23 protein-coding genes, 1 tRNA gene and 1 pseudogene are annotated in these 26,622 nt (G+C 47.3%); 14 read left to right on the top strand and 11 right to left on the bottom strand.

What is annotated here, in order from left to right; all coding sequences use genetic code 11:
* Positions 1-141 precede the first annotated feature (141 nt).
* Positions 142-1,473 carry a metalloprotease PmbA gene (gene pmbA, locus ACM67B_RS08535; RefSeq protein WP_416189254.1) on the bottom strand — a complete coding sequence of 444 codons (1,332 nt, stop codon included), beginning with the start codon at positions 1,471-1,473 and terminating at the stop codon, positions 142-144.
* A gap of 149 nt (positions 1,474-1,622) precedes the next feature.
* Here pmbA and yjgA point away from each other — a divergent pair, with 149 nt between their 5' ends.
* The 4 genes and pseudogenes from yjgA to ACM67B_RS08515 all read left to right on the top strand — a co-directional run bounded on the left by yjgA (position 1,623) and on the right by ACM67B_RS08515 (position 5,295).
* A complete protein-coding gene (yjgA, locus tag ACM67B_RS08530) occupies positions 1,623-2,162 on the top strand; it encodes a ribosome biogenesis factor YjgA (protein WP_416189253.1) in 540 nt (179 codons plus the stop codon).
* Between the two features lie 92 nt (positions 2,163-2,254).
* A pseudogene (locus ACM67B_RS08525) lies at positions 2,255-2,979 on the top strand (hypothetical protein).
* A gap of 100 nt (positions 2,980-3,079) precedes the next feature.
* Positions 3,080-4,780, top strand: coding sequence for a single-stranded-DNA-specific exonuclease RecJ (gene recJ / locus ACM67B_RS08520; RefSeq protein WP_416189252.1), 1,701 nt, complete (start codon positions 3,080-3,082; stop codon positions 4,778-4,780).
* A gap of 86 nt (positions 4,781-4,866) precedes the next feature.
* Complete coding sequence (locus ACM67B_RS08515) at positions 4,867-5,295, top strand: hypothetical protein (RefSeq protein ID WP_416189251.1); 429 nt, start codon at positions 4,867-4,869, stop codon at positions 5,293-5,295.
* 217 nt (positions 5,296-5,512) lie between these two features.
* On the opposite strand, the gene ACM67B_RS08510 is transcribed toward ACM67B_RS08515, so the two are convergent.
* The gene (locus ACM67B_RS08510; protein WP_416189250.1) at positions 5,513-6,334 is read right to left on the bottom strand and encodes a pyruvate, water dikinase regulatory protein; all 822 of its coding nucleotides are present in this window, start codon (positions 6,332-6,334) and stop codon (positions 5,513-5,515) included.
* Between the two features lie 419 nt (positions 6,335-6,753).
* Between ACM67B_RS08510 and ppsA the strand changes: the two genes are divergently transcribed.
* Together ppsA and ACM67B_RS08500 are read left to right on the top strand one after the other, a co-directional pair.
* A complete protein-coding gene (gene ppsA / locus ACM67B_RS08505; RefSeq protein ID WP_416189249.1) occupies positions 6,754-9,141 on the top strand; it encodes a phosphoenolpyruvate synthase in 2,388 nt (795 codons plus the stop codon).
* Positions 9,142-9,494: 353 nt separating this feature from the next.
* Complete coding sequence (locus ACM67B_RS08500) at positions 9,495-10,232, top strand: toxin-antitoxin system YwqK family antitoxin (RefSeq protein ID WP_416189248.1); 738 nt, start codon at positions 9,495-9,497, stop codon at positions 10,230-10,232.
* Between the two features lie 75 nt (positions 10,233-10,307).
* Here ACM67B_RS08500 and prmB read toward each other — a convergent pair whose 3' ends face one another.
* Both prmB and ACM67B_RS08490 read right to left on the bottom strand, forming a co-directional pair.
* Positions 10,308-11,207: a 50S ribosomal protein L3 N(5)-glutamine methyltransferase gene (prmB, locus tag ACM67B_RS08495; protein WP_416189247.1), complete on the bottom strand. Its 900-nt coding sequence runs from the start codon at positions 11,205-11,207 to the stop codon at positions 10,308-10,310.
* Positions 11,208-11,406: 199 nt separating this feature from the next.
* Positions 11,407-13,662 (bottom strand): nitric-oxide reductase large subunit, encoded by a 2,256-nt coding sequence (locus ACM67B_RS08490; RefSeq protein ID WP_416189246.1) that lies wholly within the window; start codon positions 13,660-13,662, stop codon positions 11,407-11,409.
* A gap of 378 nt (positions 13,663-14,040) precedes the next feature.
* Between ACM67B_RS08490 and nirK the strand changes: the two genes are divergently transcribed.
* The 5 genes from nirK (at position 14,041) to ACM67B_RS08465 (ending at position 18,151) form a co-directional block, all read left to right on the top strand.
* Positions 14,041-15,228 (top strand): copper-containing nitrite reductase, encoded by a 1,188-nt coding sequence (nirK, locus tag ACM67B_RS08485; protein WP_416189245.1) that lies wholly within the window; start codon positions 14,041-14,043, stop codon positions 15,226-15,228.
* A gap of 117 nt (positions 15,229-15,345) precedes the next feature.
* On the top strand, positions 15,346-15,921 hold the full coding sequence (locus ACM67B_RS08480; protein WP_416189244.1) for a c-type cytochrome: 576 nt from the start codon (positions 15,346-15,348) through the stop codon (positions 15,919-15,921).
* A 127-nt stretch (positions 15,922-16,048) separates the two neighbouring features.
* A complete protein-coding gene (locus tag ACM67B_RS08475) occupies positions 16,049-16,807 on the top strand; it encodes a formylglycine-generating enzyme family protein (protein WP_416189243.1) in 759 nt (252 codons plus the stop codon).
* Between the two features lie 229 nt (positions 16,808-17,036).
* Entirely contained in the window at positions 17,037-17,306 is a 270-nt protein-coding gene (rpsO, locus tag ACM67B_RS08470; protein WP_095503573.1) for a 30S ribosomal protein S15, read from the top strand.
* A 311-nt stretch (positions 17,307-17,617) separates the two neighbouring features.
* Positions 17,618-18,151 carry a glutathione peroxidase gene (locus ACM67B_RS08465; protein ID WP_100562926.1) on the top strand — a complete coding sequence of 178 codons (534 nt, stop codon included), beginning with the start codon at positions 17,618-17,620 and terminating at the stop codon, positions 18,149-18,151.
* A 69-nt stretch (positions 18,152-18,220) separates the two neighbouring features.
* Here the strand turns inward: ACM67B_RS08465 and accD are convergent, their stop codons facing one another.
* The 3 genes from accD to ACM67B_RS08450 all read right to left on the bottom strand — a co-directional run bounded on the left by accD (position 18,221) and on the right by ACM67B_RS08450 (position 20,583).
* The gene (gene accD, locus ACM67B_RS08460) at positions 18,221-19,096 is read right to left on the bottom strand and encodes an acetyl-CoA carboxylase, carboxyltransferase subunit beta (RefSeq protein WP_416189242.1); all 876 of its coding nucleotides are present in this window, start codon (positions 19,094-19,096) and stop codon (positions 18,221-18,223) included.
* A gap of 56 nt (positions 19,097-19,152) precedes the next feature.
* Positions 19,153-19,938: a tryptophan synthase subunit alpha gene (gene trpA, locus ACM67B_RS08455; RefSeq protein ID WP_416189241.1), complete on the bottom strand. Its 786-nt coding sequence runs from the start codon at positions 19,936-19,938 to the stop codon at positions 19,153-19,155.
* Positions 19,939-20,085: 147 nt separating this feature from the next.
* Positions 20,086-20,583: an FxsA family protein gene (locus ACM67B_RS08450; RefSeq protein ID WP_416189240.1), complete on the bottom strand. Its 498-nt coding sequence runs from the start codon at positions 20,581-20,583 to the stop codon at positions 20,086-20,088.
* Between the two features lie 346 nt (positions 20,584-20,929).
* Between ACM67B_RS08450 and ACM67B_RS08445 the strand changes: the two genes are divergently transcribed.
* Entirely contained in the window at positions 20,930-21,604 is a 675-nt protein-coding gene (locus ACM67B_RS08445) for a peptidoglycan DD-metalloendopeptidase family protein (RefSeq protein ID WP_416189239.1), read from the top strand.
* A gap of 183 nt (positions 21,605-21,787) precedes the next feature.
* Here the strand turns inward: ACM67B_RS08445 and dcd are convergent, their stop codons facing one another.
* The 3 genes from dcd to ACM67B_RS08430 all read right to left on the bottom strand — a co-directional run bounded on the left by dcd (position 21,788) and on the right by ACM67B_RS08430 (position 23,939).
* On the bottom strand, positions 21,788-22,354 hold the full coding sequence (gene dcd / locus ACM67B_RS08440) for a dCTP deaminase (protein WP_095502485.1): 567 nt from the start codon (positions 22,352-22,354) through the stop codon (positions 21,788-21,790).
* Positions 22,355-22,416: 62 nt separating this feature from the next.
* A complete protein-coding gene (locus ACM67B_RS08435) occupies positions 22,417-22,842 on the bottom strand; it encodes a hypothetical protein (RefSeq protein ID WP_416189238.1) in 426 nt (141 codons plus the stop codon).
* Between the two features lie 197 nt (positions 22,843-23,039).
* Complete coding sequence (locus ACM67B_RS08430) at positions 23,040-23,939, bottom strand: recombination-associated protein RdgC (RefSeq protein WP_416189237.1); 900 nt, start codon at positions 23,937-23,939, stop codon at positions 23,040-23,042.
* Between the two features lie 151 nt (positions 23,940-24,090).
* Here ACM67B_RS08430 and ACM67B_RS08425 point away from each other — a divergent pair.
* A tRNA-Glu gene (locus ACM67B_RS08425) sits at positions 24,091-24,166 on the top strand.
* Positions 24,167-24,228: 62 nt separating this feature from the next.
* On the opposite strand, the gene ACM67B_RS08420 is transcribed toward ACM67B_RS08425, so the two are convergent.
* On the bottom strand, positions 24,229-24,972 hold the full coding sequence (locus ACM67B_RS08420) for a PP2C family protein-serine/threonine phosphatase (RefSeq protein ID WP_416189236.1): 744 nt from the start codon (positions 24,970-24,972) through the stop codon (positions 24,229-24,231).
* 298 nt (positions 24,973-25,270) lie between these two features.
* Here ACM67B_RS08420 and ACM67B_RS08415 point away from each other — a divergent pair, with 298 nt between their 5' ends.
* Entirely contained in the window at positions 25,271-26,617 is a 1,347-nt protein-coding gene (locus ACM67B_RS08415) for a DUF262 domain-containing protein (RefSeq protein ID WP_416189235.1), read from the top strand.
* Positions 26,618-26,622: the final 5 nt, after the last annotated feature.

Genomic DNA, 26,622 nt, shown 5'->3' with positions numbered 1-26,622 from the left:
GATAGGGAATAATTCAAATCATTCAGACCTAAAGAATCAAAAGTAATTCAATTTCAATAATGGATATTTGATGGGAAGAATAGGCCGTCTGAAAAATCATGGTGCATTACCATTTTTTCAGACGGCCTCTAGATACTGTCCTTATTCTCCCGCCACGGTCATCTCACTAATCAGCACCGAGCCGATTTTGTTGGACGAACGGCGCAGGGCATCGTTGGCGATGCCGACGACATTTTGATACATATCCTGCAGTCGTCCGGCGATGGTGATTTCGTGTACCGGATAGGCAATCACGCCGTTTTCAACCCAGAATCCGGCGGCACCGCGCGAATAATCGCCGGTGATGGTGTTGACGCCTTGCCCCATCAGTTCGGTGACCAGCAAGCCTGTGCCCATTTCTTTGAGCAGGTCGGCTTGGCTGGCGTGGGTGTGGCTGAGATACAGATTATGCGCGCCACCTGCGTTGCCGGTGGAAGTCATGCCGAGTTTACGGGCGCTGTAGCTGCTCAAAAGATAGCCTTGTACCACGCCGTTTTCAATCAGGAAACGCGGGCGGGTGGCAACACCTTCAGAGTCGAAATAAGTGCTGCCGAAAGCGCGTGGGATGTGGGGTTCCTCGCGCAGGTTGACGAAATCGGGCAGGATTTTTTTGCCCAAACTGTCGATTAAGAAGCTGCTTTGGCGGTAAAGTGCACCGCCGCTCAATGCGCCGACCAAATGGCCGATTAAGCCGCTGGCGACGGTGGTGTCGAACATCACCGGATAGCTGCCGGTGGGCAGGATTTGGCTGTCGAGGCGGCGCACGGTGCGTTCAGCGGCGGTGCGGCCGATGCTTTCCGGTGAGTCCATATCTTGATGGCGGCAAGAAGCGTCATACCAATAATCGCGCTGCATGCCATGCTCATCGGCGGCGACCACGCTGCAGGAAATGCTGTGGCGCGTGCCTTGCTGGTGTGCCATAAAGCCGTGCGAATTGCCGTAAACGTATTGATAATGGCTGGTTTGCACGCCTGCGCCTTCGGAATTTTCGATGCGCGAATCAAATGACAAGGCGGCTTGTTCGCATTGTTTGGCCAATTCGATGGCGGCTTCGGCGCTTAAATCCCACTCGTGATAGCGATCGAGATCGCCGATTTCGGTGGCCATCAAATCTTTATCGGCCAAGCCTGCGCAATCGTCTTCGGCGGTGTATTTGGCGATGTCGATGGCGGCTTGCACGGTGTCTTGCAAGGCGTTGGGCGAGAAATCGGCGGTGCTGGCGCGGCCTTTGCGTTGACCGACGTACACGGTGATGTCCAACGATTTATCCTGCTGGAATTCGATTTGCTCGATTTCGTTCAGGCGCACACTCACGCCTTGGCCGATGGATTCGCTGAAGTCGGCTTCGGCAGCCGTGGCACCCAATTGCTGCGCCAGTGAAAGCGTTTGGCCGCACAGTTGGATCAGTTCGTCTTGAGAGTGGTTAAACAGCATAAAGATTATCCGGAAAAAAGTGCGCTTATTTTAACTGTTTTCAGACGGCCTCGGCAAAAATGTCGTCATAGGTGGAATATATTGAACCGACAGCGCCGTCATCTCATGGTAAAATCAGCGATTGAAAAATTTTACTGAGCAAATGCAATATGATTGACAACGAAGAAGAATGGGTCAGCAAAACCCAGATGAAAAAGCAGATGAACCATCTGCAGGATTTGGGCATGGAATTGACCAAGCTGTCGAACGAAACACTGAAGAAAATCGGTTTGGACGAAGATTTATACGAAGCCGTGCAGGGCTATAAAAAAATCACCTCCAACAGCGCGCTCAAACGCCAAGCGCAATATATCGGCCGCCTGATGCGCGACACCGATCCCGAGCCGATTGAACGCTATCTGGCCAAGTTGCGCGGCGACAATGCGGCGCACAATGCCTTTTTGCAACGCGTCGAACAAGCGCGCGAACGCCTGATTGCTGACGATGATGCGTTTACCACTTTTATGGCCGATTACCCGCAAGCCGATGCCGGCAAACTGCGTACCTTAATTCGCAACACGCGCAAAGAGCAGGAGCAAAACAAACCGCCGAAAAGCTTCCGCGCTCTGTTCCAAGAAGTGAAAGCCGTGATGGAAGGCGGTCAAAACAGCGATGATGCCGTAGATGATGAAACGGATTTCGCAGAGTAACCGCAGGGTTAAAAACGTTCAGACGGCCTTTATTTGGTTTGCTTGACCACAAAGGCCGTCTGAACTGATTTGCCTAGATAAGGAGCTTCACGATGAAACTGATGAAAACCACAGCAGCGCTATTGTGCGCAGCCATGACTTTAAACGGTTGTACAATGCTGTTATAGGGGCAACACGATCCGTTCAGTGAAAGCACGACACACCATGAAATCGTTCAAGACGAGATTCAGGCGTTCGGCGTGGTCAAACAGGCCAACAGCCAGCTTGAGCAGGGCAGCTTGGTGATGATGGGCAAACAGAATTGGTTTGTGGTCAATCCGCAAGATTCCGCCAAGCTGCAAGGCGTGTTGAACGTCAAGTTGGATAAAGCTTTCCAAATCGTCGGCAAATACAACCATCAGCCGCTACAAAGTTTTCCTGTGGCACTCAAAGCTGCCGACAGCAACGATTTTTCCACCGATTTCTGCCTGCGCTACGATACCGTCAAAGCCGCCGATATTGCCAAGCTGAAAGCCTTGTCATTTAAGGAAGTGCAGCCGGGAAAATCCGCCAAAAACCAAACGCCGTATTATCTCCACTGCATCGATGCCGCCGGTAAATTCTACCGCACGCCGCAGAATTACCATGCCGATTACCGCTTTGAAACACCGTTTCCCGTGTCGGTAACATACAGTGTAACGAAAAAGCATACGGATGCAGGAAATTAGTTGGCAATATTGTCATGACACCGCTGACTTTGGCGGGTGATGCGGCATTGGCGGTAACGGCACTGGCTTTGTCGCCGTTGGCTTTGTTGGCAAAGACAGCAGGTAAATAATCGTTTATCTTTTCTTTTGAATTTTCAGACGGCCTTTCTCTTATTTTAAAGGCCGTCTGAAACCGTTTTACTGATTAATCAAATTCACGAAATCCTAATCATGTCCGCCAAAATCCAAACCCGTTCCGTCAACCAATCCGTGTGCGACACCTTAATCAATGCCGGTGCCGACCCGCTGATTGCGCGCCTGTGTGCCGCGCGTGATGTGCAAACACCGCAGGAATTGGAAGACAAGCTCACCGGATTGCTGCCGTATCAGTCGCTGACCCAATGCGAAGCGGCGGCGGCGCGTTTGGCCGATGCCATTGCGCGGCAGGAAAAAATCTTGATTGTGGCCGACTACGATGCTGATGGTGCAACTGCGTGCGCAGTGGGCATCAAAGGCTTGAGCGCGATGGGAGCGGTGGTGGATTTTTTGGTGCCCAACCGTTTTGAACACGGCTACGGCCTCACGCCTGAATTGGCGGAAATCGCAGCAGAAAAGGGCACCAACCTGCTGCTGACGGTGGATAACGGCATCGCCAGCTTGGCCGGTGTGGCACGGGCGCAGGCCTTGGGTTTGGATGTGGTGGTGACCGACCATCACCTTCCGGCCGAGCAGGTGCCGGATTGTATTATTGTCAATCCGAACCAGCGCGGTTGCGGCTTTGAGAGTAAAAGTCTGGCCGGTGTGGGTGTGATTTTTTATGTGTTGATGGCTTTGCGCGCCGAATTGCGCCGCCGTCACTATTTTTCAGATGGCCTGCAAGAACCGAATTTGGCGGAATTATTGGATTTGGTGGCATTGGGTACGGTGGCCGATGTGGTTTCGCTTGACCACAACAACCGCATTTTGGTGTCGCAAGGGTTAAAGCGCATGCGTCAGGGCAAAATGCGGCCGGGCATTCGCGCATTGTTTGAAGTGGCACGGCGCGATTGGCGCAAGGCGCAGCCGTTTGACATGGGCTTTGCGTTGGGGCCGCGCATCAATGCGGCCGGTCGTTTGGACGATATGTCGCTCGGCATCGCCTGCTTGCTGGCCGACAATGACGCACAAGCTCAAGAGCTGGCGGCGCAGTTGAACAACCTCAATATCGAACGCCGCGAAATCGAGCAATCCATGCTGCAAGATGCCTTGGATTCGTTCCCCGAAACCTTGCCGAGCCAACAAACCACGCTGGTGGCTTACCGCGAAGACTATCATCAGGGCGTGGTCGGCATTGTTGCCAGCCGCTTGAAAGACCGCTTTTACCGACCAACCATTGTGTTTGCGCCGGCGGATAACGGCGAAGTGCGCGGTTCGGGGCGTTCCATTCCCAATCTGCATTTGCGCGATGCCTTGGATTTGGTCAGCAAACGCCATCCCGATTTGATTTTGAAATTCGGCGGCCACGCTATGGCAGCGGGCTTGAGCATTTTAGAACACAATATCCCTGCGTTTCAGACGGCCTTTGAACAAGCTGTGCGCGATATGGTGCGCGAAGACGATTTGTCGCAAACCTTCATTACCGACGGCAGCCTGCCTGCGGTTGAAATCACCTTGGAACAAGCGCAAAATCTCGCCCGCCATGTGTGGGGTCAGGGCTTTGCGCCGCCGAGCTTTACCGATGAATTTCATGTCGTGCGCCAGCAATGGATGGGTGCGGAAGGCAAGCATAAAAAAGTGTGGCTGCAAAAAGACGGCTTTGAATTTGAAGCAATGTTTTGGCGATGTAGCGAAGAAATCCCCGAATACATCCGCACCGTGTACCGCCCCGTAGCCAATGAATGGCGCAATAATGTGGAATTGCAGCTTTATATTGATTACTGGGAAGCGGCGTAAAGCATATAGGATTCAGGCCGTCTGAAAGTCAGCAAATGCTTTCAGACGGCCTGAATATTGTTTTGATTTTAAACTGAAGTCACACCATGAAATTTCTGATATTTTTACTTGTTGCCGCTTTGGGTAATGTACTGTACCACACCGGACAAAAATCACTGCATGATGTGGCAAGTAACCCGATGAGCGTGTTGGCAGTGTATTATGCTGCGGCGCTGGTGTTGAGCTTACTGCTGATGCCTTTGTTCGGCAAAGTGTCGTTTAATGATACTGCCTCGCTGGCAGCAAATTGGCGTGTTTGGTTGGTGGCCGGTGGTATTTTGCTGATTGAGCTGGGCTTTTTGTTGGCTTACCAATCTGGCGGCTCGGCACAATGGTCGGGCGTGGCGGTGAACGGTATGGCCGCTTTGCTGTTGATACCGTTGGCGATTTGGCTGTTTGGCGAGCAATTTTCATGGCAAAAAGTGGTGGGAATTGTGTTGACCTTGAGCGGGCTTTATTTTTTGGTGAGAGAATAGAATACTGGCTTTCATCACAAAAAGCTGAGACCTTTGCAAAATACCCATCTTTGGCACATTTCTTCCTTATACTCTGCTTGAAAGCTTGCCTATCTAAGTGATATGTCTGCGCTTTCTGTACTGCTACAACTTCGAACTGCACTCAAATCTGGGGTTGTACAAAGGTCTCAGACCGTCTGAAACACGATGTTTCAGACGGTCTTTTATTATCTATAGATTAGAAACGGCGTTTCAGTTGACAAGCTTGCAAGATGTATACCGCCAATTCTTCTACCGATTTATCGGTGGTATTGGTAAACGGAATACCGTGGCGTTTAAACATCGCTTGCGCATCGGCCACTTCGCTGCGGCAAGTGTTGATTTGCGCATAGGTCGAATTCGGGCGGCGTTCTTGGCGGATGGCTTGCAGGCGCTCCGGTTGGATGGTCAGGCCGAACAATTTGTCTTTGTAAGGTTTTACCATGCGCGGCAAATCGGTCGATTCCAAATCATCGGGAATCAGCGGATAGTTGGCGGCGCGGATGCCATATTGCAGCGCAAGATACAGGCAGGTCGGTGTTTTGCCCGAGCGCGACACGCCCATCAAAATTACATCGGCTTCTTGCAAGTTTTTGTCGCTGATGCCGTCATCATGGCTGAGTGAGAAGTTTACTGCCTCCATGCGTGCATCATAACGTTGGGGGTTGCCGATACTGTGGTGGCCTTGAGCGGCCAAAGTGGCTTCGGCGTTCAATTCTTTTTCCAATGCGCCCAAGAAAGTTTCAAAAAAATTGATTTGGTAGGCATTGGCAGTTTTAATCATGTTGCGGATTTCATCATTCACTACGCTGACAAAGGCAATCGGGCGTTCGCCGTTGGCCTCGGCATTGGCATTGACTTTGGCAATCACTTCCTGTGCTTTTTCAACGGTGTTGATGAAAGGGTAGGTGTAGCGTTTGAATTCGAGATTACCGAATTGGTTGAGCAGCGCTTCACCGATGTTTTCGGCGGTCAGGCCGGTGCGGTCGGAAATATAAAAGATATGGCGGGGTTGGGACATGGTTTCTCTCTAGTGAATGGAATGTAGATGATATAAGTTTGATAATAGCAAGAGACATAGACACAATAAAGTGTATTATTTCAAACTACAAAGAATTACAACAAAATTAAATAAAGCCAAAATACCAATTTTTTATAAGAAAAATCAAAAATTTTGAAATTTTATGCTAATTTAAATGATTAATAGAGGTATCGTAATTTCATTAATTTATTTTAAACCCTATATTTTACAAGGAAGTAAGCTGTTTTAATGTCTTATTACCATCTTGATTTCATTTTATTACATCGCTAAAGCCCGCAATTTTTCAGATGGCCTGAGGCGTTTTCGAAGCATAAAGTACATGACAGGAATCGTTCGAATGTCTTAGAATAAATGAGCAGATTCATTTCTTTTTTAACATAATACGAACTGGATGAAAAATGGCAGCAAACTACGTGATTTGGTTTGAAAACTTACGCATGACCGACGTCGAAAGCGTGGGTGGTAAAAATGCTTCTTTGGGCGAAATGATCAGTCAGTTGACTGAAAAAGGCGTACGTGTACCGGGCGGCTTCGCCACCACGGCCGATGCATACCGTGCTTTCTTGGCACACGAAGGCTTGAGTGAGCGTATCTCTGCTGCATTGGCTAAGCTGGATGTTGAAGATGTGGCCGAGCTGGCGCGTGTCGGTAAAGAAATCCGCCAATGGATTTTGGATACGCCGTTCCCTGAGCAGCTCAATGCCGAAATTGAAGAAGCTTGGAACAAAATGGTTGCCGATGCCGGTACTGCGGATATTTCTGTAGCCGTCCGTTCATCTGCAACCGCAGAAGACTTGCCGGATGCTTCATTTGCCGGTCAACAAGAAACATTCTTGAATATCAATGGCTTGGAAAACGTAAAAGAAGCCATGCACCATGTGTTTGCTTCGCTTTACAACGACCGTGCTATTTCTTACCGCGTACACAAAGGTTTTGAACACGACATCGTGGCCTTGTCTGCCGGTGTGCAACGCATGGTGCGCTCAGACAGCGGCTCTTCAGGCGTGATGTTCAGTATCGATACCGAATCGGGTTACGATCAAGTGGTGTTCGTGACTTCGTCTTACGGTTTGGGTGAAAACGTCGTGCAAGGCGCGGTAAACCCTGACGAATTCTATGTATTCAAACCAACTTTGAAACAAGGCAAACCGGCGATTTTGCGTAAGACCATGGGTTCTAAGCAAATCAAGATGATTTTCACCGATAAAGCCGAAGCCGGTAAATCTGTGACCAATATCGACGTGCCGGAAGAAGACCGCAACCGCTTCTCGATTACTGATGAAGAAGTGACCGAGTTGGCACACTATGCATTGACCATTGAGAAACACTACGGCCGTCCGATGGACATCGAATGGGGTCGTGACGGTGTTGACGGCAAGCTGTATATCCTGCAAGCCCGTCCGGAAACCGTGAAATCTCAAGAAGACAGCACCCGCAGCCTGCGTCGTTACACCATCAACGGCGACAAACAAGTCTTGGCTGAAGGTCGTGCGATTGGCCAAAAAGTCGGCCAAGGTAAAGTGCGCTTGGTGAAAGATGCTTCGCAAATGGAAAGCGTGGAAGCCGGTGACGTATTGGTTACCGATATGACCGACCCGGATTGGGAACCGGTAATGAAACGCGCTTCTGCGATTGTGACCAACCGCGGCGGCCGTACTTGCCACGCAGCGATTATTGCGCGTGAATTGGGTATTCCTGCGGTAGTAGGTTGCGGCAACGCCACCGAATTGCTGCAAGAAGGCCAAGAAGTGACTGTATCTTGTGCTGAAGGTGACACCGGTTTAATCTACGCTGGTTTGCTGGATGTAAATGTGACCGACGTGGCTTTGGACAATATGCCAAAAGCACCGGTGAAAGTGATGATGAACGTCGGCAATCCTGAATTGGCGTTCAGCTTCTCTAGCCTGCCGAGTGAAGGTATTGGCTTGGCGCGTATGGAATTCATTATTAACCGCCAAATCGGTATCCATCCGAAAGCCTTGCTGGAATTTGACAGCCAAGATAACGAATTGAAAGCCGAAATCAGCCGCCGCATTGCCGGCTACGCTTCTCCGGTGGATTTCTACGTGGATAAAATCGCTGAAGGCGTGGCGACATTGGCCGCTTCAGTTTACCCGCGCAAAACCATCGTGCGCATGTCCGACTTCAAATCTAACGAGTATGCCGGTTTGGTTGGCGGTGAAAAATACGAACCGCACGAAGAAAACCCAATGCTGGGCTTCCGTGGTGCCGCACGTTATGTGTCAGAAGATTTCGCCGAATGTTTCGCGCTGGAATGTAAAGCCCTGAAACGCGTTCGCGATGAGATGGGTTTGACCAACGTTGAAATCATGATTCCGTTTGTTCGTACGCTGAGCGAAGCCGAAGCCGTAATTAAAGCCTTGAAAGAAAACGGCTTAGAGCGCGGTAAAAACGGCCTGCGTTTGATCATGATGTGCGAAGTGCCAAGTAATGCATTGTTGGCTGAACAATTCCTGCAATACTTCGACGGCTTCTCAATCGGTTCGAATGACATGACTCAATTGACTTTGGGTGTTGACCGTGATAGCGGTGGCCCGATTGCCGCAACTTTCGACGAACGCAACCCTGCCGTGAAAGTGATGCTGCACTTGGCAATTTCTGCCTGCCGCAAGCAAAACAAATATGTCGGTATTTGCGGCCAAGGCCCGTCAGATCATCCTGATTTCGCCAAATGGTTGGTTGAAGAAGGCATCGAAAGCGTGTCTTTGAATCCGGATACTGTGATTGAAACTTGGTTGTATTTGGCCAATGAATTGAACAAGTAAGGCCGTCTGAAAAGATTAGCCTAAACGATTAACCGCCCTGCGAATGCAGGGCGGTTTTTTGCGGCTTGAGATTGAGTAGTCTGCAGGTTTCAGAGGGCCTTGCTTGTGTTCTATCAATTAAAATAAAAATCAGATTATTCTATTGTTATTTTAATAAATTGATTTATACCTTGAGAAAATTGTTTTAACCAGTAATATAAAAATATTGTATTTACCAAATATAGATACTTTGCTTTATAATGGATAAAATGAAAAATAATCCTTGGTTTTCTGAATATTGCATGACAATCAAGCGTGTAAATAAATGAAGGCTGATGGCGATGGCATTAGGCTTTCTATATGGATGATGAAAAATGAACCGGTTTTTGACAGTGGGTTTGGTGTCGGTAGTGATGAGTGCCGTATCAGCGGCGGCTTGGGCACAAACTCATTCTGTGTATTTCAATCAGCAAGGTAAGATTACCGCGACGATGTCGTCTGTGGCCTACGTGCGCCAATATAAAGTCAACGCCGGTTTGGCGCAGGTGCAGGATTTTTATTATCCATCCATGAAAAAATATTCCGAGCCTTATCAAGTGCAGACCAGTCAAATTAAGGTGTTTGTGCCGGTGTTGGATAATGGCACATTGACCTTATGGCATTTCAATGGTCAGAAAAAAATGGTCGGTAGCTACCGTAATGGCAAGCCCAATGGTGAATGGACCAACTGGTATCCGAATGGTAAAAAATCAGCCGTTATGCCTTATTTGAATGGCTTGAGCAACGGTGTTGGTGCACGTTATTACCGCAATGGCAATAAAGAAAGCGAAATTCAGTTTAAAAATGATAAAGCCAACGGCTATTGGAGACAATGGTATGCCGATGGCAGTCCGAAAACAGAAATGTTAATGGTAAATGATCAACCTATGGAAATGCTCAGTTGGGATGAATCCGGCAGATTGTTGACTGAGATGTCGTTTAGAAACGGGCGTCGCAACGGTATTGTACTCGATTGGTATGAAGACGGCTCGAAAAAATCAGAAGCCGTGTATCAAAACGACCAATTGGTGAAAAAGACCTTGTGGGATCAAGATGGGTTTGAAATTGAATAAATAAGTAATGTTGATATAACAAGGCCGTCTGAAAGGAAATGCTTTCAGACGGCCTTGTTATTTATATCTTCAGCGTTATTCTTCACCCAGCAATTGTTCGCGGGTCAACAGGAAGACGAAGCCGTCACCGCCGCTGGTTTCGAGCCAAGTAAATGGCAGCTCAGGATAGGAGGCTTCGAGCACATCACGGTTGTGGCCGATTTCGACCAACAATACGCCTTTTGGATTGAGGAATTTGGCCGCCTGCAAAATAATTTCGCGGGTGGCGTCCAAGCCGTCTTGGCCGCTGCCGAGTGCCAATTCCGGTTCGTGCAGGTATTCGTCGGGCAGGGTATCAACGGATTCGGCATCAACGTATGGCGGGTTGGAAACGATTAAGTCGTATGTGCCTTCCAAACCTTCGAATAAGTCGGTGTGAATAAGGCTGATTCGGTCTTCTAAACCGTATTCTTCGACATTGATGGCGGCAACTTCGAGTGCGTCTAAGCTTAAGTCAACGGCATCGATTTCGGCAGCTGGATAATGGTGTGCCATCTGAATGGCCAAGCAGGCGCTGCCGGTGCAAAGGTCGAGTGCGCGGTTGATCAATTCGGGGTATTCAATCCAAGGGGTGAGCGAATCGCCCAGTAATTCATAGATGAAAGAACGCGGCACGATGACGCGCTCGTCAACATAAAAGTCAAAATCGCCTTGCCATGCTTGATTGGTCAGGTAGGCAACGGGAAGTCGCTCAGTAACGCGGCGTTCGATGAGTGCCAATACTTCTTCTTTTTCGGTTTGTAACAGCTTGGCATCGAGATACGGATCGAGCGTGTCGAGTGGCAGATTCAGCGTGTGTAAAATCAGATAAGCAGCTTCGTCGTGGGCGTTGTCGGAGCCGTGTCCGAAGAAAAGCTCGGCATCGTTAAAGCGGCTGACGGCAAAGCGCAAAATGTCGCGGATGGTGGTGAGTTCTTTGGCTGCTTGGGTAAACATGATGATTGTCGCCGTAAAGGTTGGAATAGGGGCATTATAGCAGAAAAGGCCGTCTGAAAAGCTGCCGGTCGCTGTGAGAGAAAGCGTGTTTAGCGTATAAAAATGATGTGCAGGGAAAATGAATTAAATTGGTTTAAAGCGAGCAGCTAAAAGGCCGTCTGAAATATTTCAGACGGCCTTTAAAGTCAGCAATCAAACATTATTTGCTGCGGCTGAATACCATTTTGGTGGCTTGCCATGCGACACAGAATGCACCGCCGATGAACACCAAGTCAGCTGCTGTACGAACCCAGCGTAAGGTATCCAAGAGTTCCATTTGCAGGAATTCTTCGCTACGGGCATACCACAAACCGTGTGTAACAGAAGCCCAAGCTTGGATGGCACCAATTGGCAATAGGCTGATGACAATCATGCCGACCAAACCGCCGTTGAGCAGCCAGAAGCCCCAAGACATCAATTTGTCGTCGAACTGTGCTTCTGGTTTGATGTAGCGGGCTACCAACAATACGAAGCCCAGTGCCAAGAAGCCATATACGCCGAACAAAGCTGCGTGTGCGTGAACTGCGGTGGTGTTCAAACCTTGGATGTAGAACAATGAAATCGGTGGATTAATCAGGAAGCCGAATACACCGGCACCAATCATGTTCCAGAATGCCACAGCCACGAAACACATCAGTGGCCAACGCAGGCGTTTTGCCCATTCGGTAGTATTTTGGTAAGACCAATGCTCGTAAGCTTCACGACCCAGCAATACTAAAGGTACCACTTCCAAAGCAGAGAAACATGCGCCGATGGCCATAGAGGCAGAAGTCGAACCGGTAAAGTACAAGTGGTGCAGGGTACCTGGGATACCACCCATCATGAAGATGGCGGCAGCGGCCAGAGTAGAAGCAGTTGCGGTGCTGCGGCGTACGAAGCCCATGTTATAGAAAATGAAGGCAAATGCGGCAGTAGCAAATACTTCGAAGAAGCCTTCTACCCACAAGTGAACCACCCACCAGCGCCAGTATTCCATCACGGCAATTGGAGATTTTTCACCGTAGAACAAGCCCGGTGCGTAGAACACACCCACACCGACCATAGATGCCACGAAAATCGCCAGTAAGTTTTTATCGGTACCTTTTTCGCGGAAGGCGCTTACAGTACAACGCAACATCAGGAACAACCACAGCAGTAAGCCTACCATCAACAGGATCTGCCAGAAGCGGCCTAAGTCTAAGTATTCGTAACCTTGGTGGCCAAACCAGAAATTCAATTCAGGCGGCATGATGTGTGACAAGGCAAAGAAGTTACCGGCGTATGAACCGACTACCACGATAAACAGAGCGATATACAGGAAGTTAACGCCTGCTACTTGGTATTTAGGATCTTTACCACCATTGACAATTGGAGCCAAGAACAAACCGGCGGTCAGGAAGCCTGTAGCAATCCAGAAAATTGCCGATTGGATGTGCCAAGTACGGGTCAGTGAGTAAGGTAACCAGTCGGAAATCTCAATACCCAACGCTTTATCGATACCGTAGAAACCTTGGCCTTCAACGGTATAGTGCGCAGTCAAGCCACCCAGTAATACTTGTGCACAGAACAATGCAACAGTCAGGAATACATATTTACCCAAAGCTTTTTGAGAAGGGGTCAGTGCAATTTTCGCTACCGGATCTTCAGTCGGGATTTCTACTTCTTCATGTTTGGTCAGGAATGAGTAACCCCACATCAGTAAGCCGATACCCAACAGCAACAGAACGATACTGGTGAATGACCACATGTAGTTTTCAGTAGTCGGCACGTTGTTGATCAAAGGTTCGTGCGGCCAGTTGTTGGTGTAGGTAAACACTTCGCCAGGGCGGTTGGTCGAAGAAGACCATGCAGTCCAGAAGAAGAAGTTAAACAATTTTTCACGTGCCTCTTCACTTGGCAATGTGTTGTTTTTCATTGCAAAGTGTTCACGGGTTTTTTGCAGCGCAGGATCGTCACCATAAACGCCGTGGTAGTAAGGCAGAATGCTTTCAATGGCTTGTGCACGGGTATCGCTGATAACCACTGAGCCGTCTTCTTTTACTGCACTTTGAATACGGTATTCATTTTGAACACGAGTTTTTAATACAGCCTGTTCTTCAGCAGTCAATTCATCGAATTTTTTGCCGTAATCGGCTTGGGCAGTCAAGTCTAACCATGCCACCAGCTCGCGGTGCAGCCAGTCAGCAGTCCAGTCAGGTGCTTGGTATGCGCCGTGACCCAATACGGAACCGACTTCCATACCGCCGGTAGTTTGCCAAGCGGATTGGCCGGCGAGAATGTCGTCTTTGGTCATCAACACTTTGCCGGAAGTGGTAACGACTTGTTCAGGGTAGGGAGGGGCTTTCTTATAGATCTCGCTACCCATATAACCAAGAATGGTGAAACAGACTGTCAGTACTGCAATCAGCAGCAGCCACAGCTTCTTATACTGTCCCATTTTAGTACTCCTTGTTTTGGTAAATGGTAAATGGTAAATGGCTTATTTAATTCATCAAATATGAATGTTAAAGATTGTAGCATGATTTGTATTTTAGTAAAACGTTTTCTCAACTTATTTCTGATGAAAAAGAATAAGCAAACTAAAATTAACAAAAATTTTTTTATTTATCAAAAAATTACTGTTAAAATATGATGTAATAATTGGTAGGATGTAATTGAGACAGTTGCAGAAAATCGGCAGGAAAACAATTTTTTTAAGGTAAAAAGTGCATTTTTTATGAATAATTGATTTAGGTCAAGATATGTAATTTCATAAGGCTACATAATGGACTCAAACAACAAGCCAATTAACATTTCTTCAAAAAAGGAAATCACTATGAAACGCCAAGCCTTAGCTGCAATCATTGCTTCTGTATTCGCTTTGGCTGCTTGCGGTCAGCAAGCAGCAGAAAAACCGGCTGAACAACCGGCCGCTACTGCCGAAGCTTCTGCACCTGCTGCTTCAACTGCCGAACAATCTGCTGCTGCCGAAACGCCTGCAGGCGAACTGCCGGTGATCGACGCCATCGTAACTCATGCGCCTGAAGTACCACCTGCCATCGATCGCGATCACCCTGCTAAAGTTCGTGTGAAAATGGAAACCGTAGAAAAAACCATGAAAATGGCTGATGGTGTGGATTACCACTATTGGACTTTCGACGGTGATGTTCCGGGTCAAATGATTCGTGTACGCGAAGGTGATACTGTAGAAGTAGAATTCTCTAACCACCCTTCTTCTACTGTTCCGCATAACGTTGACTTCCACGCTGCAACCGGCCCTGGCGGTGGTGCCGAAGCTACCTTCACTGCTCCTGGCCGCACGTCAACTTTCAGCTTTAAAGCATTGCAAGCCGGTTTGTACATTTACCACTGTGCGGTTGCGCCTGTGGGTATGCATATTGCCAACGGTATGTATGGTTTGATTCTGGTTGAGCCTAAAGAAGGTCTGCCAAAAGTGGATAAAGAGTTCTACATCGTTCAAGGTGACTTCTATACCAAAGGTAAATACGGTGCCCAAGGCTTGCAAGCCTTCGATATGGACAAAGCAGTTAAAGAACAACCTGAATATGTTGTATTCAATGGTCACGTTGGTGCGATCGCCGGTGACAATGCGTTAAAAGCTAATGTTGGCGATACTGTACGTATGTACGTAGGTAACGGCGGTCCTAACTTGGTATCTTCATTCCACGTTATCGGCGAAATCTTCGACAAAGTATATGTTGAAGGCGGTAAACTGATTAACGAAAATGTACAAAGCACCATCGTTCCTGCCGGTGGCGCAGCAATTGTAGAATTTAAAGTGGATATTCCTGGCAGCTACACTTTGGTTGATCACTCTATCTTCCGCGCATTTAATAAAGGTGCGTTGGGTCAATTGAAAGTAGAGGGTGAAGAAAACCCTGAAATCATGACCAAGAAATTGAGCGATACTGAGTACAAACCTGCTGATGCGCCTGCAACTGCAGCAGCTTCTGCACCAGCTGCCGCTGCTTCTGAAGCTTCTGCACCTCAAAATGCTTACTAAGATAGTAGCCATTTAAAGCAATAAAAGAGCCACTGTTATCTTGGCTAAAACTAGGATAACAGTGGCTCTTTACATAAATATAACAATACAGTGTGTTAACGCAAAAGGAATACCATCATGAAACGCCAAACCATCGCAGCCTTATTGGCATCCGTATTCGTATTGGCAGCCTGTTCCGGTTCTGAATCTGCTGCTGAAAAACCGGTAGAAACCGCGCCTGTGGCTGAAACTCCGGCCTCTGCTGAAGCTGTTCCCGCCGAACAACCAGCTGCTGAAGCACCAGCATCTGCTGAAACTCCGGCACCGGCCGCCGAAGCCGAACCAGCTGCTGAAGCTGCGCCTGCCGCTGCTGCCGAATTGTCGCAAGACGAGCAAATTAAGTTGGGTAAGGCTGTTTATGATTCCAACTGTATGGCATGTCATGGCTTAGAAGGTAAAGGTGTGGAAGGTACATTCCCGCCATTGGAAAAATCGGATTACTTTGCCAAAGACAACACCAAACTGGTTCATGCCGTAACCAAAGGCGTGAACGGTGCGATTAAAGTGAACGGCAAAGATTACAACGGCGTGATGCCTGCTGTGCCTTTGAGTGATCAAGATGTTGCCAATGTGGTGACTTATGTTTTGAACAGCTTTGGTAACAACGGCGGTCAAGTATCTGCTGCCGAAGTCGCTGAAATCAAAAATAAATAATTCAGTTTCAGGCCGTCTGAAACCTTTCAGACGGCCTATCAAACCCTAAGTTTATTTTTCAGACGGCCTGATAAACACTATGCCGTCTGAAAAATAGATTTTTACCATAATCATAAGGGCACACATCATGAAAACCATTTCACTATTCGTTATGAGCTTATTGGTCTGTGGCAGCGCGATGGCGGCTGAAATGGCCACCATCGAGGCGGGCAGCTATCGTCCGCTGTATCTGAAAAAAGATACCCCGATGATTCATGTTAAGTCATTCAAAATCGACAAATATCCGGTAACCAATGCCGAATTTGCCGAATTTGTGAAAAAACATCCGCAATGGCAAAAAGGCAAGGCCAATAAAAAGCAAGTCGAGCCGACTTATTTGAAACACTGGAACCAAACCGGCAGCAACGCCTATGCGCCAAAACCCAATGAAATGAAACACCCGGTGACCAATGTGTCATGGTTTGCCGCCAATGCCTACTGCACTGCACAAGGCAAACGTCTGCCGACCATCGACGAATGGGAATTGGCCGGCTTGGCATCGGCCACCCAGAAAAACGGCTCTAACGAAGAAAGCTACAACCGCACCATTTTAGATTGGTATGCTGATGGCGGCCGCAATGGTTTACGCAATGTCGGCATGGGCAAACCCAATTATTATGGTTTGCACGATATGCACGGCCTGATTTGGGAGTGGACAGAAGATTTCAACAGCAGCCTGTTGAATTCTGGCTCGGCAGACAGCTCGATGTTCTGTAGTGGTGCATCTTTAGGTTCGACCGATCCGACCAATTATGCCGCATTCTTGCGCTTCGGTATCCGCTCCAGTCTGCAATCCAAATACGGTTTGCATAATTTAGGTTTCCGCTGCGCCGCTTCAGCGAAATAAAGGTTTTTTTGGCGTTTTATATCACCAAAGCAGCTTGGGCGATGTCGCAAGGCATCGCCACTTTTTTGTCGCTAAAACCGCAAAGCAGCAATTAAAACGTGCAACATTATCCGGAATATGGCATAATTCAGTCATCTTTGAAAAAAGAGATTAGGAGTTTGCATCAGTTTCGGCTTAGCAAACTTGTCCGAACCTTAAAGGTTCTTTTTATTTTTTGGAGTATTCCATCATGGCATTGACCGTAGAACAAAAAGCGCAAATCGTTAAAGATTTCCAACGTAAAGAAGGCGATACCGGTTCTTCTGAAGTACAAGTTGCATTGTTGACTTTCCGCATCAACGACTTGACCCCTCACTTCAAAGCTAACCCTAAAGACCACCACAGCCGTCGCGGCTTGTTGAAAATGGTGAGCGCGCGCCGTCGTCTGTTGACTTACTTGCGTCGTACCAAACCTGAAACTTACCGTAACGTAATTACTCGTTTGGGCCTGCGTAAATAATATTTATGCATTTGAAAACACCGCTTTTAAAGCGGTGTTTTTTATTTTAAAGGCCGAAACCTTTGCGAAACTCTTTCGAAAAGCTAGTACATATTAAACTGACGTCATTCCCGCGCAGGCGGGAATCCATTTTTCAGAATGACAAGCTTTTGAATAAAATAGGTTTCTTAGATATTGCGATGGATTCCCGCCTGCGCGGGAATGACAGCCTTTAGGGCTTCTTGAGGTTTTGCAAAAGTCTCAAGCGTCTAAAACTTGTGTTTCCGTTCAGACAGCCTTATAGTGAAGCCATATCAATCAAGGAGCGCAAGATGAAAGTGTACGATTTCGTGGTAAAAGATACCCAAGGTCAAGAAGTGAGTTTGAGCGATTACAAAGGCAAAGTATTGCTGATTGTGAACACCGCCACCCGCTGCGGCTTAACCCCGCAATATGAAGAATTGCAGCAGCTCTATGCGCAATATGCCGAGCAGGGCTTGGAAATTTTGGATTTCCCATGCAACCAATTCCGTGAGCAAGCGCCGGAAAGCAGCAGCGAGATTGCCCAAGTCTGCCAAATGAAATTCGGCACCAAATTCAAGATTTTCGATAAGATTGATGTCAACGGTGAAAATGCTGCGCCGCTTTATGTTTATCTCAAATCTGAAAAGCCGGAAGATAAGGCCAACCATGTATTCAAAGATTTATTGCTGAAACTGGCTTCGATTGGCGAGAAGCGTGAAGGCAGCGACATTAAATGGAATTTCACCAAATTTTTGGTCAACCGCAATGGTGAAGTCGTGGCGCGTTTTGCCCCGAGCGTGAAGCCGTCTGAAATTGAATCAGATATTCGCGCATTACTGTAATAAATTTGCCCAGCAAAAAGGCCGTCTGAAACCATGGTTTTCAGACGGCCTTTTGTGATACTTAACCGATTAAGCTGCGGTAATTTTACCGCGGCGGGCCAGCAAAGTAATCAAATCGCAAATGCGGTTTTTCATGTCACGGCGGTCAACGATTTGGTCAATTGCGCCTTTTTCCAACAAGAATTCAGCGCGCTGGAAGCCTTCCGGCAAGGTTTCGCGTACGGTTTGCTCAATTACGCGTGGGCCGGCAAAGCCGATTAAGGCATTTGGTTCAGCCAAAACCACATCGCCCAAAAAGGCAAAGCTGGCCGATACGCCGCCCATAGTCGGGTCAGTCAATACGGAAATAAACGGCAGGCTTTTCTCGCTCAATAAATGCAGGGCGGCGCTGGTTTTGGTCATTTGCATCAATGAGTTGACACCTTCCTGCATACGCGCACCACCTGAAGCGGCCACGCAGATAAACGGGCAATTGTCGGCTACAGCGCGGCGCACACCTTGCACAAAGCGCTCGCCCACAACCGAACCCATTGAGCCGCCGATAAAGCGGAATTCAAACGCGGCAATCACCACCGGTAAGCCGTTCATGGTACCTTTCATCACCACCATGGCATCGTCTTCGCCGGTTTGTTTTTTGGCTGCGCTCAGGCGGTCTGGGTATTTTTTACTGTCTTTAAACTTCAGCGCATCGGTCGGTTTGACTTGTGCGCCGATTTCTTCACGGCCGTTTTCATCCAACAGCAGGTTTAAGCGTTCGCGGGCGGACAAAGGATTGTGGTAGTTGCACTTGGTGCAGACCATATCGTTTTGTTTCAACTCGGAAGAGTAAATGGTCGCGGCGCAAGAAGGGCATTTGTGCCACAAGCCTTCTGGCACGGTAGATGATGCGTTTTCAGCACCGTCGCGTTTAATCTTGGGTGGCAGGATTTTATCTAACCAACTCATGGATGACTCCTAAGGGATGTTTCAGACGGCCTTTAATCTTCAGGCGGATGTCTGGCTTAACGGATGGCGTCTTTTAATTCTTTCGCCAACAGGCCGACCGCTTCTGCTTCGCGGCCTGCATTGTCTTCGATTTCTTTCACGATGCGGCTGCCGACAATCACAGCATCAGCCACGGCACCGATTTTGCGGGCGCTTTCGGCATTGTTGATGCCAAAGCCGACGCCAATCGGAATGTCGATATATTTACGCAAAAGCTCTATTTTACGCGAAACTTCATCAGTATCCAAGCTGGCCGCACCGGTCACGCCTTTTAAAGAAACGTAATATACGAAGCCGCCGGCCAATTTAGCGATGGTTTGAATGCGTGCTTCGGTGGTGGTTGGGGCAATCAGGAAAATGCAGTCGATGCCGCGTGATTCCAGCGCTTTTTGCAGTGGCTCGATGGTTTCGACCGGAGAATCGACGGTTAATACGCCATCCACACCAGCTTCGGCAGCCGCTTGGGCAAAGGTTTCATAGCCCATTTTGTGAATCGGGTTGAGATAACCCATCAAAACTACCGGCGTGCGGCTGTTTTGTTCACGGAAACGGCGCACCACGCTCAACACATCTTTCAGCGAAACATGTTTTTTCAAAGCGCGTTCGGCGGCGCGTTGAATGGTTGGGCCGTCGGCCATCGGGTCGGAAAAAGGCACGCCCAACTCTAAAATATCGGCGCCGTTTTCTACCAAGCTGTGCATCAGCGCAAGCGTGGTGTCTGTATCGGGGTCGCCGACGGTGATATAGGGAATCAGGGCTTTGGCACCGTTTAAATCGGCAAAGGTTTGCTGGATTCTGCTCATCTTGTTCTCGTGTTCAAGCTCAGGCGCTAAACGCAGCGCCTAAATGCAAATCAATAATCGTCTAAGTATAACATTGCCGCCTTGTAAATAAACAGGCCGTCTGAAAAAATTATTCATTTTCAGACGGCCTGTTTGGGGTATAGCGGATTAATCAGGTTTGTGTTCGATGTAATCTTTGGTTTTTCTGCGCGGATCAACACGGGTGACGGTGGTGTATTCGGCATCAATGATGTCGTCGTCTTTCGGTTGTGTTGATTGCTGGGTAAACGGATTGTGCGCGCGATTAGGATCAAAAGTGGTGGTATGCACGCTCATGTCGGCAATCGGTTTGCCTTTAATCGGCAGTAATAAAATCAGTGCGACCAGCATAGACGCAAAGCCCGGACTCATCAACAGCAAACCGGCCAATGCAAAACGAATCGGCCACAAGAGCTGATACATGGAAATATCTTTACCGCTGCGCATGGTTGCACCCGCCAATAATACGCCCGACATACCGGTGCGGCGCAACATGAATACGCCGAGTGCAAAGCTGGCAATCATCAGCAAAAAGGTCAGGCCGCCGCCGAGCCAATCGGCAACCCAAACAATCGACATGATTTCTAAAAAGATCAGTACCAAAAAGCCGATACCTAAAAATTGCATGGTTGGTTCCTTGTGGATTATTTTAGTATTAGTTTGAGATATTAACATAAAGGTGTTTACGCTACCTTTCAAGGTGGCAAAATGTGAAAACGCGTAAGCTTATGTAGCGGTAAAAATAAGTAAATAAAATGTTAAAAACTGATTTTTAGGCGGGCATAAACAGGCTTGAATTTTTTGCGTTTTAAAAGATGATTGGAACGATTGATTTTGATGATGAAGCCGTCTGAACAGCGTTCTAGACGACCTTTCAATCTTTTTGCCAAACATGCTAATCGAAATCACACCGGCATCATGCACTAAGCTCGGTCATGGCGGATAAACGGCAGATTTGGTATCCTTATGCCTTATGAAAACACAGACACTTCTCACCATCTCAACCCGCGGCAAAACGATTTTGCTCACCGGCATGGTGGCGCTGCTCGCTGCCTGCGCTTCCAACCAAACCAAACCGGTGCCGGAAGGCTATTACCGTGTTCAATCGGGAGATACTTTATACCACATCGCCAAACGTTACGGCCAAAGTGTGCAAACCTTGGCTGCTTGGAACAATTTGCCGAATGCTTCCAAAATTGAAGTCGGCCAAATTTTACGCGTGCGCCGTGATGCTGCCACCAATCCTTCGGCTTCACGTTCGGTGACGCCGGTTAACCGCCTGAAATTACAATGGCCGGTGGATAATGGCAACAACAGCATTATCCAACGTTACAACGGCGTTTCTAACAAAGGCATTGATATTTCAGGCTATCGCGGCCAAACTGTGAAAGCCGCTGCGGCCGGCCAAGTGATTTACGTCGGCGAAGGTGTGCGTGGCTACGGCAAATTGATTTTAATCAGCCACAACACGTCAACCATCACCGCCTATGCGCACAACGACAATATTTTGGTACAAAAAGACCAAAACGTGCGAGCAGGCCAGCCTATCGGCAATATGGGCAGCACCGACAGCGATCGCGTGAAGCTGCATTTTGAAGTGCGGATTAACGGTAAAGCAGTTGATCCGATGACACATTTGCCACGATAAGTTTTAAATAAACCAATCAAAAGGCCGTCTGAAAACTTAGTTTTCAGACGGCCTTTTGATTGGTATAGCCGTTTAAATCAAAATAATACAGCGTTGTTAGCCCCTTATGTACTAGTAGCTGTACACAGTGGCCGTTATCGCCTTGTCTTATTTCTATTTTAAATGACTATATTCGAATACACATCAAGTTTTCGGCAAAGTCACGCCGGTTTGGCCCATGTATTTGCCGTTGCGGTCTTTGTAAGAGGTCTCGCACACTTCGTCGCTCTCAAAGAACAACACTTGCGCCACGCCTTCGCCGGCGTAGATTTTGGCCGGGAGCGGGGTAGTATTGGAAAATTCCAATGTCACATAGCCTTCCCATTCCGGTTCGAACGGGGTAACGTTCACGATAATCCCACAGCGGGCGTAAGTTGATTTGCCCAAGCACACGGTCAACACATTGCGCGGAATGCGGAAATATTCCACCGTGCGCGCCAGTGCGAATGAGTTTGGCGGAATGATGCAGCAATCGTCTTCAACGGTGACGAAGTTTTTCGGGTCGAAATTTTTCGGGTCGACGATAGTGCTGTTGATGTTGGTGAAAATCTTGAATTCATTGGCGCAGCGGATGTCGTAGCCGTAGCTCGATGTGCCGTAGGAAATAATGCGCTGGCCGTTGATTTCCTTGATTTGGTTCGGCTCAAACGGCTCAATCATGCCGTGTTCTTCGCTCATGCGGCGAATCCATTTGTCTGATTTAATGCTCATGCTGATTCCTTGTAAGCGATGATGGTTTCAGACGGCCTAATATAAACAAGGCCGTCTGAACACTATTTTTTCTTAGGCTGATTGCTTAATTTGACGTCTTTCATCATGCCTTTATCAAAGGTGATGACAAACAGCGGCTCGTTGTTTTGCGTGACTTGGAATTTGCCTTCGGCAAAACCCTGCTTGAATTGGCCGGTTAACACCATATTGTTCAGGCGGGTGCTGTTGACGGAAAACGGCTCGAGAAATACCGTTTTGCTGGTGTTAACGGTGTAAGTGCCTTTGCCGTCGAAGCGGCCGTTTTTAAATTGGCCTTGGTAGCTGCGGCCGTCTTGGCAAGCCCAGGTGCCTTTGCCGTGCGGCGTGTTGGTTTTGTCCACTTCGCCTTCATAACGGCAGCCCTTGATTTGGTAAGGGTCAATCACTGCCGCATTCAATGGTTGCCACAATGCCAAGCCTAAAGGAAAAAACGCTAAATATTTCAACATAAACTACTCCTTAATGGTTTCAGACGGCCTATTGATCAGGCGAGACCTTTGCAAAACCCTAGATTTGAGTACAGTTCGAAGTTAGAGCAGCGCAGAAAGCGAAGACATATCATGAGGATAGGCAAGCTTTCGAGCAGCGCATAACAAAGAAATGTGCCAAAGATGAGGATTTTGCAAAGGTCGCAGGCCGTCTGAAATTATTCCTGCCAACCACCTAAATAAGAAACCAATTCTTCCAGCATGGTGCTGAGCGCTTCGGTCATCAAAATTTGCGAAGCAAAAGTCAGGCTGGCGGCATCATCGCCGTTGTTTTCCGCTTCTTCCTGCAACACATCCAAATACTGAATGCGCTTCAGCGTGAAATCCTGCGTCAGGATAAACGCAATCTGCTCGCGCCACACCAAGCCCAGTTGGGTCACGGTTTTGCCGTTTTTCACATGCTGCACCACTTCATCAGCGGTCAAATCCTGCTTGGATACTTTCACCGTCGGCACCACATCGCCCACGCCTTTGAGTTCGCAATCGCTGTCCAACTCAAAACCACCTTCGCAATGGCCGTCGAGCAGCCAAGAAGTCATCAGCGAAGAGGGTGACTGCTTGGTATTCGGCAGGCTCGCTTCAAAGCCGCCCAAGGCTTCACGCAATTTGGTCAACAGATTTTCCGCTTTGGCAGAAGAAGCATTGTTCACCAGCAAATAACCATGCCGCGTATCCAACACCGCCTGCGTGCGGCTGGAACGGGTAAACGCGCGCGGCAACAGGTCATCAGTGATGATCTCTTTCAATTCCTGCTTTTCCTTGCGGCCGACATTGCGGCCTTCGTTGTTTTGGATTTCTAAAACCTTGTCGTCCAAAATATCGCGGATCACACCGGCAGGCAAGACTTTCTCTTCTTTTTTCAAAGCCACGCGCCAAGTGTAATCGGCCGGGAAAACCAATTCCGGCGAGAAAGAAACCGGTGCGGCAAAGCCTTCGCTGAACCAATCCAAACCTTGGCAATGGGTAAATTCCGCTTCGCCCAGTTTAGCCGCCAAAGTCTCCAATTCAGGCAGTTTTTCCTTGTTGACAGGGTAAAAACTGATTTGCTTAAACCACATCTGATTTTCCTTTCCTTAAAACGCCTTCATTATACAGATTTTAGCCGCAAAAATGGATAAAGGCCGTCTGAAAAACATGGCCTGATAAAAATATTCGCGCGGCTATGTTGACAGTATAAAACGGCTTCGGTATAGTCTCGTCTTCGGTTACGCGCCCATCGTCTAGAGGCCTAGGACACTGCCCTTTCACGGCGGCAACCGGGGTTCGAATCCCCGTGGGCGTGCCAGATTTTTGATTAAAGCCCTGCTGGTTTCAGCAGGGCTTTAGTTTTTTGTAGTATCCAAATTTTCAGACGGCCTGTATACAAATAACCGAGCAATCATCATGATACGGAACCTTTTTCACCGCCAGCCGTAAGGCTTCGAGCTTGGCTAGTATGCTGTCATGACTTTGCCAAATGTGTTCGAGCTGGGTGTGCGTTAAGCTATCACTCAAACCATCGCTGCACAAGATCAAAGATTCGCCATCGTTCAGACGGCATTGATGGGTAAAAACCTTGAAATGTGCTTCTTCAAAATCCGCAATCAAACATTCTTCCAAACTGTAATAGATGCCGGCATATTCAATTTCCGCGCTGGCTTTGCCTTCTTCGATTAATGCTGCCAATAGCGTATGGTCGTGGCTGATTTGCATCCATTTCCCATCAACATCAATGTGATAGATACGACTGTCACCTACATTGCATAAAATCACTTGCCCGTTTTCTGTTAACGTTACAGCTGCGAAAGTAGTGCTGCTGCCGTAGTGTTCGGGCTGCATGCTTTCACAAAAGCGGTTGAAATGCTGTTTCAAAAAAGCAGCCGTGGCTTGCCCATCGAGTGCAAACTGCTGCATCCAAAATTTGCTCGCTTTTTGCGGGGCAGGGCTGTTGAACACGCCATCGGCTAGGGCAAAACGCAGTGAAGCGCCATCCAGCTCGACCCAGCATGATTTTTTCAATTTTGCCTGCTTGACTTCTACGCCGTTAAATAAAGCATCTTGATTAAACGGTTTGCCTGCGCCGGCCATCTGAAAATAAGCTGCCCGAATCATATTTTCCCCTGAATTACGGTGAGTCAAAAAACGATGGTATGGCATATACCATACTTTTGAATTATGTTTTAATTCGCTTATTTTATTGGAATAATCATTATAATAGAAGTCATTATTATGGAATGTTTTAGATCATATTATAAAGATAGCTTCATTAGTGTCAGATAGCAAATTAAAGATTATCTGAAAATTAAACTGTGCCGTAACTATATGTATATTGATTTATATTTGCCAAATAAATATGATATTTACTGTAATTCCGTTATTTTTGATAAAACTTTAAATTTTGAAAGCAATTATGGCTGATCACTTTCAACCTAAAATTCTATCCATTAGCGAGATTTTTAAGAAGCCCCTTCGTTTGCCTGAATATCAACGCCCTTATAAATGGCAAGTTAAGCATGTAGAGCAGCTTTTGCAAGATTTGCTACACCATTTTCGTCAAAATAAGACGTACCGAATAGGTACCGTAGTTTTGCATAAATATGAAGAGCATTTTGATATCGTTGATGGGCAGCAGAGATTAACCACGTTAGCATTGTTACTGAACAGCTTAGGTGAGCAAACTAGTTTTCTTCATCAGAAATTTAACCACACTGTCAGCCATAATAATATTATTGAAAATAATCAGTTTATCCAATCGTTTATTATAAAAATTAATGATAAAGAAGCATTTAGAGAATATATTTTAGGTGGTAGACAAGGCTCGAACGCTTGTCAGATGGTATGTGTTGAATTAGAAGATTTGGATGAAGCATTCCAGTTTTTTGATTCTCAAAATGCACGTGGCAAAAGTCTCGAAGCCTATGATTTGCTAAAAGCCTATCATTTACGTGAGATGAAGGATAAAAGTAAAGATATTATTTTGAATAGTGTATCACGCTGGGAGCAGGCGGCTATGTCCGATTCGTCCCTTCCTAATTTAGATAAAATCATTAATCAAATATTATTCCGCCTACGTCGTTGGCGTTATCAGGAAAGTGGGCAACAATTTACCAGTGATGACTTGGAAGTGTTTAAAGGGGTGTCAGAGGATTCTGATTATCCTTACCTTCAGATGGCGCTTTCTTCAATGGCATTAGCACAGTTTGTACAAAATAACCCATTGATATTTCATGATAAATTTAAAAATACAGGATTCCAAATAGGGCAAACTATTATTAATGGGCAGTGGTTTTTTGAGTATATAGAATACTATCGAAAATTATATAGCAAAGTGTTTCATGCAGAGCGTGGATGCTTAAAAGAGATTAGAAATATTCAGAATACAGAGCTTAAAGAAGGCGTAATTGCTTTTTTAGATAGCTATCGATATTCCAATCGGACTGGTGATCGATATTTACGGAATCTGTTTGAGTGTTTGATTTTGGCTTATGTAGATAAATTTGGCTTCAATCATTTACCTGATTTTATCAATATCGCTTTTATTTGGGTTTATCGAATGCGTGTTGAACAATCACGTATTGTATTTGAATCGATTGATAATAAGGCAGCGGAGCGCGGTGGTTTATTTGACATTGTTGAGCGAGCCACAAAAATAGAGCAGGTATTACGATTTGTAAATAGCCCCATTAAAAAAACAGCGACAGTGAAGTTAGATGAAAAACTAGCAGAACTTTTGAAACCAACAGAAAGTATGGAGTAAGCTTA

Origin of the sequence: Neisseria sp. CCUG17229, assembly GCF_047839235.1 — a bacterium.
Classification (GTDB): domain Bacteria; phylum Pseudomonadota; class Gammaproteobacteria; order Burkholderiales; family Neisseriaceae; genus Neisseria; species Neisseria brasiliensis.
Note: the sequence above shows the minus strand (reverse complement) of the source record. Positions and strands in the feature narration are given on the sequence as shown.

Bases quoted from the DNA above. Each gene is read 5' to 3' on its own strand.
- pmbA (WP_416189254.1), bottom strand. From the start codon at position 1,473: ATGCTGTTTAACCACTCTCAAGACGAACTGATCCAACTGTGCGGCCAA.
- yjgA (WP_416189253.1), top strand. From the start codon at position 1,623: ATGATTGACAACGAAGAAGAATGGGTCAGCAAAACCCAGATGAAAAAG.
- recJ (WP_416189252.1), top strand. From the start codon at position 3,080: ATGTCCGCCAAAATCCAAACCCGTTCCGTCAACCAATCCGTGTGCGAC.
- ACM67B_RS08515 (WP_416189251.1), top strand. From the start codon at position 4,867: ATGAAATTTCTGATATTTTTACTTGTTGCCGCTTTGGGTAATGTACTG.
- ACM67B_RS08510 (WP_416189250.1), bottom strand. From the start codon at position 6,334: ATGTCCCAACCCCGCCATATCTTTTATATTTCCGACCGCACCGGCCTG.
- ppsA (WP_416189249.1), top strand. From the start codon at position 6,754: ATGGCAGCAAACTACGTGATTTGGTTTGAAAACTTACGCATGACCGAC.
- ACM67B_RS08500 (WP_416189248.1), top strand. From the start codon at position 9,495: ATGAACCGGTTTTTGACAGTGGGTTTGGTGTCGGTAGTGATGAGTGCC.
- prmB (WP_416189247.1), bottom strand. From the start codon at position 11,207: ATGTTTACCCAAGCAGCCAAAGAACTCACCACCATCCGCGACATTTTG.
- ACM67B_RS08490 (WP_416189246.1), bottom strand. From the start codon at position 13,662: ATGGGACAGTATAAGAAGCTGTGGCTGCTGCTGATTGCAGTACTGACA.
- nirK (WP_416189245.1), top strand. From the start codon at position 14,041: ATGAAACGCCAAGCCTTAGCTGCAATCATTGCTTCTGTATTCGCTTTG.
- ACM67B_RS08480 (WP_416189244.1), top strand. From the start codon at position 15,346: ATGAAACGCCAAACCATCGCAGCCTTATTGGCATCCGTATTCGTATTG.
- ACM67B_RS08475 (WP_416189243.1), top strand. From the start codon at position 16,049: ATGAAAACCATTTCACTATTCGTTATGAGCTTATTGGTCTGTGGCAGC.
- rpsO (WP_095503573.1), top strand. From the start codon at position 17,037: ATGGCATTGACCGTAGAACAAAAAGCGCAAATCGTTAAAGATTTCCAA.
- ACM67B_RS08465 (WP_100562926.1), top strand. From the start codon at position 17,618: ATGAAAGTGTACGATTTCGTGGTAAAAGATACCCAAGGTCAAGAAGTG.
- accD (WP_416189242.1), bottom strand. From the start codon at position 19,096: ATGAGTTGGTTAGATAAAATCCTGCCACCCAAGATTAAACGCGACGGT.
- trpA (WP_416189241.1), bottom strand. From the start codon at position 19,938: ATGAGCAGAATCCAGCAAACCTTTGCCGATTTAAACGGTGCCAAAGCC.
- ACM67B_RS08450 (WP_416189240.1), bottom strand. From the start codon at position 20,583: ATGCAATTTTTAGGTATCGGCTTTTTGGTACTGATCTTTTTAGAAATC.
- ACM67B_RS08445 (WP_416189239.1), top strand. From the start codon at position 20,930: ATGAAAACACAGACACTTCTCACCATCTCAACCCGCGGCAAAACGATT.
- dcd (WP_095502485.1), bottom strand. From the start codon at position 22,354: ATGAGCATTAAATCAGACAAATGGATTCGCCGCATGAGCGAAGAACAC.
- ACM67B_RS08435 (WP_416189238.1), bottom strand. From the start codon at position 22,842: ATGTTGAAATATTTAGCGTTTTTTCCTTTAGGCTTGGCATTGTGGCAA.
- ACM67B_RS08430 (WP_416189237.1), bottom strand. From the start codon at position 23,939: ATGTGGTTTAAGCAAATCAGTTTTTACCCTGTCAACAAGGAAAAACTG.
- ACM67B_RS08420 (WP_416189236.1), bottom strand. From the start codon at position 24,972: ATGATTCGGGCAGCTTATTTTCAGATGGCCGGCGCAGGCAAACCGTTT.
- ACM67B_RS08415 (WP_416189235.1), top strand. From the start codon at position 25,271: ATGGCTGATCACTTTCAACCTAAAATTCTATCCATTAGCGAGATTTTT.